Annotated in this window: 4 protein-coding genes; all 4 read left to right on the top strand. The window is 36.0% G+C overall.

Features of this window, described 5'->3' with window-relative positions:
- Positions 1 to 81: 81 nt before the first annotated feature.
- The 4 genes from ACFINI_RS07925 to ACFINI_RS07910 all read left to right on the top strand — a co-directional run bounded on the left by ACFINI_RS07925 (position 82) and on the right by ACFINI_RS07910 (position 5,689).
- Complete coding sequence (locus ACFINI_RS07925; RefSeq protein WP_375613651.1) at positions 82 to 567, top strand: hypothetical protein; 486 nt, start codon at positions 82 to 84, stop codon at positions 565 to 567.
- A gap of 2,227 nt (positions 568 to 2,794) precedes the next feature.
- On the top strand, positions 2,795 to 3,238 hold the full coding sequence (locus ACFINI_RS07920; protein ID WP_375610680.1) for a hypothetical protein: 444 nt from the start codon (positions 2,795 to 2,797) through the stop codon (positions 3,236 to 3,238).
- A gap of 146 nt (positions 3,239 to 3,384) precedes the next feature.
- The gene (locus ACFINI_RS07915; protein WP_375647453.1) at positions 3,385 to 3,534 is read left to right on the top strand and encodes a hypothetical protein; all 150 of its coding nucleotides are present in this window, start codon (positions 3,385 to 3,387) and stop codon (positions 3,532 to 3,534) included.
- Positions 3,535 to 4,915: 1,381 nt separating this feature from the next.
- The gene (locus tag ACFINI_RS07910) at positions 4,916 to 5,689 is read left to right on the top strand and encodes a DUF4167 domain-containing protein (protein ID WP_375611688.1); all 774 of its coding nucleotides are present in this window, start codon (positions 4,916 to 4,918) and stop codon (positions 5,687 to 5,689) included.
- Positions 5,690 to 6,366: the final 677 nt, after the last annotated feature.

Here is a 6,366-nt window from a genome sequence, read left to right as displayed (position 1 = left end):
TGAGAAATGCAAGAGCCGTACAACGAAAAAAGAGATGCAAATGCCTTAATACGCGTTTAGCTTATCAAAAAGGGGGATATAATGGCACTTTTTCCATTTTCTATTGCTGATATTGATGATCCGGAATGTATTCGTGTGGTTCTTTATGCTAGCGGAAGAATGGGACATGCTCCTTTAAACGCATTGTTGAAGAAAGCATATGAAGATATTACAAAAATTGCAAAGCGCATGGATGCTTTAGAAAAAAAATTAAATGCTCTAGATCTTACCAATGTCGAACAGAAAAAAAATGAGAAAGAAGAGAAGCAAGACAGTATTAATAGTGTTGTGAGTGGTGGAATAACGACACCAAACAGTTTTGTGAGTGCACCAGAAATTAAAACAGAATCATCGTCCGTTGGAGACATATTTTTTTCTCCAATATACGAGGCGCCAAAAATAGACTACAGCTCTTTTATTTCAAAATTTACAGCACATAAGCCGCTAGGAATATACAGTAGTGTTGCTCAAAACATCAGTGTTGAGCATTCTAGAGAGATTTCTTCTTTGTTAGAAAAGGAAAAATAGAAAAGAGTGATCATAACAATATGTATGGGTTGAAGCTATAGATGAGATAAACCTGATTTATATCTTCGGTGGGGATTGGAATTGCACTCTGTTTGAGATGTTAAAAAAGGGTAAAAATTGATAGAGAAGCGTTGTTGCAGGATAAGTTGATCATGCGTTGTTGGGGAGAGTAGGGCGCATATTGAAATCTAAGGGTAAGTTTTTAAAGCCTACAGAGTAAGGAGCTATGCCCAAATAGAAACGCATGGCAAAAGAAGCTTTAAAAAGATAAAAAATCTTGCAATCATTTTAAAAAGCTTTTGGATAGAGCGTTTGATGATTTTAACTCTATAAATAATTTGCGGTTTTTACGCTTTTTTAAAAGAGAAAAAGTGCAGTTCCTCGCAATTTTAATTTGTTAAAAATCCCATAAAAAGAAAATGTTAATTGCCAAAAGGACAAAAGCAGAAAAATACCTATAAAAAAATCATGCGTATCGTTGTGTCTTTTCTTATAAAGAAGAGAAATGCTGTACTGTTGGAGCAGGCTTGAAGGCTAACGTTTCACTTGTTTTCTTATCAGACAAGATTGTACAAGCGGTTGTTGATTTGTCTTGTCCTGTTTATGCTGTAAAGACTGTCCTTTCAGGTGTGATGATATAAGGCAAGCCTCTTTGTAAGAGCTTCCATGATACAAAAAGTGTTTTTTAAAGGGCATGGCAAATATTTAAGGCAGGCTTATTTGTTGAGCTTTAAGTTTAAGTCAATCACATGCGGGAAAGCCAAATGAACCCCGATGCAATCTGGGCTGTTGATAGATCAGATTGGGTGAAGAATCTTCATCTTTTGAAGTGGTGAATGTAAGTTAAGAAAAACCAGCTTTTACAAGCGTAAAAGAACGGGTCTTATTATAATTATGGACTTAAATTATGTGTGTTTTTTCATGGATTATATTGAGATAAAGCTACAAAGTATTTTGATTTATTTGATACGTTTTTATTTTAGAAAGTGTATTGTTATAAACAGCTCTCCTCAATACGAATGTATCATTATTTATACTCTTTTTGGATATTTTTATAAATATAATTAAAAAGCTTGCAATACTATACGTTTTGTGTATAAGTATTTATTATTGATTTCTTTTGTATTTTATTTAGTTATATCTCTATTCATAAGCCGCGCCTTTAAATGGTGCGGCTTTTTTTACTTTCTAATAACAGGGGCGCTATATATTTGTTATTGAGATGGCTTTGGATATTTTTCTCATTATTGTATTTTGTGATTTCATTTTGCAGTGAAATCTTTAAATTCTTGTGTGTTTTATCCCAATAGGGAAGATTCAAATAAAAATGCAGGCGTCTGGGTTTGGTTTCTTTGCTTTGGTTGGGGGGCGTTGAATAGTTAAAGAATCTTTGTGATTGTTTGACGGAGAATGATATGAGGTGAAGCATAAAATGGTGGCGCATTTGAAGGGCCATTATCATACATGCCAGCATGGTCAAAAATGCAAATGTGTCTTTAACAGTGTTTGTTGATCTCGATTAGAAAGTCCATTCTTTTTTGTTAGGAGTTTTACATCTATAATCTCTTATCTTGTTTTAGCGACTGCTTTTTGAGGGGGCGGTAATAGAAGGCGTATAAGATTTTATATATGAAGTGTTTGTGTGGTGAATAACGGTAAATCCATTGAGCACTCCCATCTTTACGCTTATGTAGAGGCAAGCCCGCACCATCATTGTATTTGCTCGCTCCCAATATTACGACAGCCTTGGTTCGTGAGACGATTCATAAGAGGCATATGCCTTTCTTATACAGTTTTTAATCCACATACCAGTTCCGCTTGTAACTTGTAAGCAACATGGTTTTGGTTGATTTAATAGAAAACAAACTTCGGATGAGAGAATCCTATGGTGTTCGGGTTTCTCATTCAACATGTAAAACAATAAATATTCTTTATAAATCAATATGACATGTCTTAACAAAGACGAATTGTTTATAGATCCGCATGGATAAAGAATCTTTGTCTTTAAAAGTGGTGAGAGAAAATCATCAGCCCTATTTTTTCATAAAGGGCATGAGAAAAGTGTTTCATAAGAATTTTATACGATAAGAATTATACGGTAAAAAAGAGAGTCTTTTGACATAAGAGTCTTGATCGTTTGCGGCTATAACCTGTATTGTGTACACAGATACTTCTATCATTTTTTGCTGTAAAAGCTTCTCTTGGGATATTAAAGGGTACAATCTTTATGGAAAAAAGAATCCGAGCAAGACAAAAGGCTTATTTCAAAAGATTATATCGCAAGATTGCTTTTGTTTGCATAATACTTTTTTGTATAGTGTTTTTGTGTTTTGTTGTTGCAAAGGTGGTTAGTTATTTTTCTTCTCATAAAAAAGTAACACAACAAGCACCCGTTGAATTGGTTATTCCTGTTTTTGATCTACGCGTATATTGCAAGGAAATTTCTGCCTCCGTTATGCCCGATATGAAAAGAGAGGTTTATCAGCATTGTCTTAATTTGGAAAGTGAGGCCTATTTTGCTATTCGTGAAATGTGGGATAAGCTTTCTGATAGTGCTAAAAAACAATGTTTGACGAGGGTCCGTCCTGGGGATGGAAATTATTTTCTCTTACGAGACTGTTTTCTGAATGAAAGAGAAAATAAAACAGGCAAAAGGCGCAATTACTTTTAAGTTTTTATATGGAAAGTTAAAAGGATGCGAATTTTGATAAAAAGATAAAAGCCTCTTAAATGACTATCTGCCTCATGACCAATAGCAGCTTGATTTATTTATCTTGTTATATCGCACTTCTTATTTAAGGTGTGGCGACATAAGGTATGGATGGCCTCCTTGAAATGTTTAAGGGGGCGTGGTGGAGTTTCAGGAGGATTTGTTGCGCTTTTTTAAGGGAAATAACGAGTGTGGGAAATCCATTTCGTGATGGTTTTGGTGAATGGTATAATGGTAAAACCATCATGAATGTATAAAATTTATAGAGCATGTTCATCTTTATGGTTTGAAAAAGAGTAAGCCAGTACTATCTCACATTTTGCTCGCTCCCAATGGTGCCTGTCGACAGCCCTTTAGCCTTAGAGACGGTTCATAAGAGGCACTTTTAGTCTTTTTATCGTTTTTACTCCACGCAGGTTTTCCCACATGTAACATGCAAGAAAAAGAGATTGATTCAACAGCAAACAGATTGAGGATGAAAAATCCTACGATATTAATTTTCTTACTCAACACAAAAAATATGAATTACCATTACAAATCAATTCAGTGTATGAATTTTATAAGTATTTTCATTGTTGACAGACCAGTGTGATTTGAGAATCTTCATTCTTTGAGGGTGTAAGTCAATAGACATGACAAAAATGAGTAAAAAACATTCCTTTTATAAACATTTACGGCTTCTTCATGCGTAAAGCGCTGTGCTGGGTTTAAAAATGTGCTTGTTTTATAATTCTAGTTTTCTTTATCAGAAAAGATAAGTAAGGAAATACGTTAGGCCATTCTTATTGATAGGCTTTGAGGAGGGTATTTTTTTGAGAAGAAGCTGATTTTTAAAAAAGTGTGACATATTGGTCGTTTTTTTCATAATTTGATATTTTTTTGTATTTAAATATTTTGTTTTTAAGCTCAATTTGTTATAAATAAAAACTGTGATTAACTTAAAAACTCTATGGGTTAAAATGAAAATTGATAGTATCATTGACTTGTTTGGGAAAGAAGATTGATCTCTTGGTGATTATAGGGCTTGAATAATACTTCGTGTTAATCTATCTATAAAAATTAAGAAGTTTTGTGAGGCGATCGTGGATTATCGCGCGCAAGGGGTTGCTTTAGCGATGAAGAGAGGCTATATTTATAAAATAAAGAGGTTCGCGCAGTGACTCGTTGGGATGGAAGTGCTTGTGAGTTAAATGCACGAGGGGGTAGAGAATATCGGCGTTTTTAGGAGCGGTGGTTTTAGAGCAAAAAAGGAAGCTTCTAGTATTCTCTGGCAGGAATTTTTTCTTTGTCAGGTGTGTTATATATGTGTTTTCCTTTTTGTTTTCCACAAGATAATTATTTTTTTTAGTGAAATATGGTTTATTTTAAAAAAAACACTTGGCATTTTACGTGAACATCATTAGGTTTCTGCTGTTTGACAGAGAAAAAGGGAATTTTTGATTTACGATTTCCCTGCTGTTTTGTGATTTTCAAGAAAATATATGCTTTTATCAATATCAGTAGGGTTCGTTTGAGTGAAATAAACGCGGATAGCTTGATAATCGTATGTTAAACATGATCAGCATTATCAAAAGATAATGTAATGAGGAAGCGTCAATTAAGACACACATAAGACAAACACTCCAAAAAGGGATAAAGATGAGGCCACAACAAAATAGACGGGTACGCGGTCGCAATAATAACAATAATGGTAATAACAATAATAATCGTCGCGGTCCTAATCCGTTGTCTCGCAATTATGAAAGTAGCGGTCCGGATGTTAAAATTCGCGGGAATGCTCAGCAAATTGCCGATAAATACATAAGCCTTGCGCGTGATGCACAAGGTGCAGGTGATCGTGTTATGTCGGAAAATTATTTACAACATGCTGAGCACTATTTGCGTATTATTTTAGCAGCAGCTGGGCAAATGTCTCAATCGGTTCGGCGTGATGAAAATCGTGGTGATGAAAACGAAAATCGTGATGAAAACAATGGGCAAGAATGCGGTGAAATAAATCTTGATGGAGAAAAAAAGGATGCTGTCGAGGGTGATACAGATGTATTACAAATGTCGTCGCAAAAAAATGGCAATGGCCAATATGATAAAGCGCAAAATGGGGATGCGCGTGAAAACGCTTTAGAGGCTCTATCGGATGAAAAAACAGATCAAGAGCACTGCCTCTCTGAGAAAAATGTTGAACCTGTCAAAAAAATACGTCGTTCTCCTCGTCGACGTACTGTACGGACTCAAGATGAATCATCTCTTGAGCTTTCACTTACAACAGCAGAAAGCTCTAGCAATGGAGATGCATCAACAGCAACAAAAACAGCAACAAAAGAGGATTCTTCTTTGCCTGGATTAGGTGAGGGGATACAGAGAAAACCACGCCGTCGCCGAGTGGTCAATCTTGAGGCAGAGGAAAATGTTTAAACCTGAAGGGTGCTGTGTAAGCGCGCTTGTGTGGTGATGTTATTGGTATCATGATAATAAATTATAATATGCTCAAGAAGCTTCTTGCGCTTTCCTTGAGTTTTCACGGGGCTGTATTGAGACTTAACGAAGGCTGTTGACAGAAAAGATTGCCTCTTTGCTGGGATTTAAGTAAGGGAATACAGAGAAAACCACGCCGTCGCTCAAGTGGTCAATCTTGAAGCAGAGGGAAATGTTTAAACCTGAAAGGTGCTGTATAAGCGCTTGTGGTGATGTTATTGGTATCATGATAGTAAATTGTATATACTCAAGAAGCCTCTTGCGCTTTCCTTGAATGTTCACGGGCAGTATCAGGAACTTAACCAAAGGCTGTTGACAGAAAAGATTGCCTCTTTGCTGAGATTTAAGTAAGGGGATACAGGGGAAGATGCGTCGTCGCTCAAGTGGTCAATCTTGAAGCAGAGGGAAATGTTTAAACCTGAAGGGTGCTGTATAAGCGCTTGTGGTGATGTTATTGGTATCATGATAGTAAATTGTATATACTCAAGAAGCTTCTTGCGCTTTCCTTGAATGTTCACGGGGCTGTATTGAGACTTAACGAAGGCTGTTGACAGAAAAGATTGCCTCTTTGCTGAGATTTAAGTAAGGGGATACAGGGGAAGATGCGTCGTCGCTCA

Source organism: Bartonella sp. AA56HLJMS, assembly GCF_042197145.1.
In the GTDB taxonomy this organism is placed as follows: Bacteria; Pseudomonadota; Alphaproteobacteria; order Rhizobiales; family Rhizobiaceae; genus Bartonella.
This window is presented reverse-complemented; position numbering and strand designations above follow the sequence as displayed.